This is a genomic window from Amphritea sp., assembly GCF_050300915.1.
GTDB lineage: Bacteria > Pseudomonadota > Gammaproteobacteria > Pseudomonadales > Balneatricaceae > Amphritea.
The window spans coordinates 1-562 of record NZ_JBNKYN010000226.1 but is presented as its reverse complement, the minus strand read 5'-3'; the positions used below and the strand labels follow the sequence as shown (position 1 = coordinate 562).

The following is a 562-nucleotide window of genomic DNA, read 5'->3' as shown; positions in this document are numbered from 1 at the left end:
CCACCCAAAGCAGTTCCCACTGCGCCGTGCATAATCAGGCTACGTAGAAAGGCTCGAAATTGATCGAGATCCTCACGGTGAAACTCATGTACGCTGGTATCGTCAGAATGGTCGTGATCATTGTGCACTTGTTTTCCGGATGCAACTTTGTGGTAAACCGCATAAAACCCAACCGCCACTGCGATGAGTACTGCTGTTACCGTTAATGCGTCCAAAAATGCGGAGAGCACACCAGCTACGAGGGAGAACAACAGCGACAATAGAATTTTTGAGCGAATCTTAACTAAGATTTTAGTGAAGACATAAAGTAGCATCGCCTTCATAAAGTAGATGCCTGCCACCATGAACATCAGCAGCAAAATCACGGGGAGGGCGCCCGTCACTTCATGGTAGACCGAATCAGGATTTGTCATTCCCATTAGAATAGCTTCTAACGCCAATAAACCACCCGGTTGAAGCGGGTAGCACTTTAGGGCCATAGCTAATGTAAATATAAACTCTGCTAATAAAATCCAGCCTGTGATAAATGGACCGGCGACCACTAAGATGATTGGGTTTAGTA

General features: G+C 46.1%; 1 pseudogene. It reads right to left on the bottom strand.

The features are described from left to right. Nucleotides 1–562: pseudogene (gene nhaB / locus ACQY8X_RS21155) on the bottom strand (sodium/proton antiporter); the annotation flags it as partial.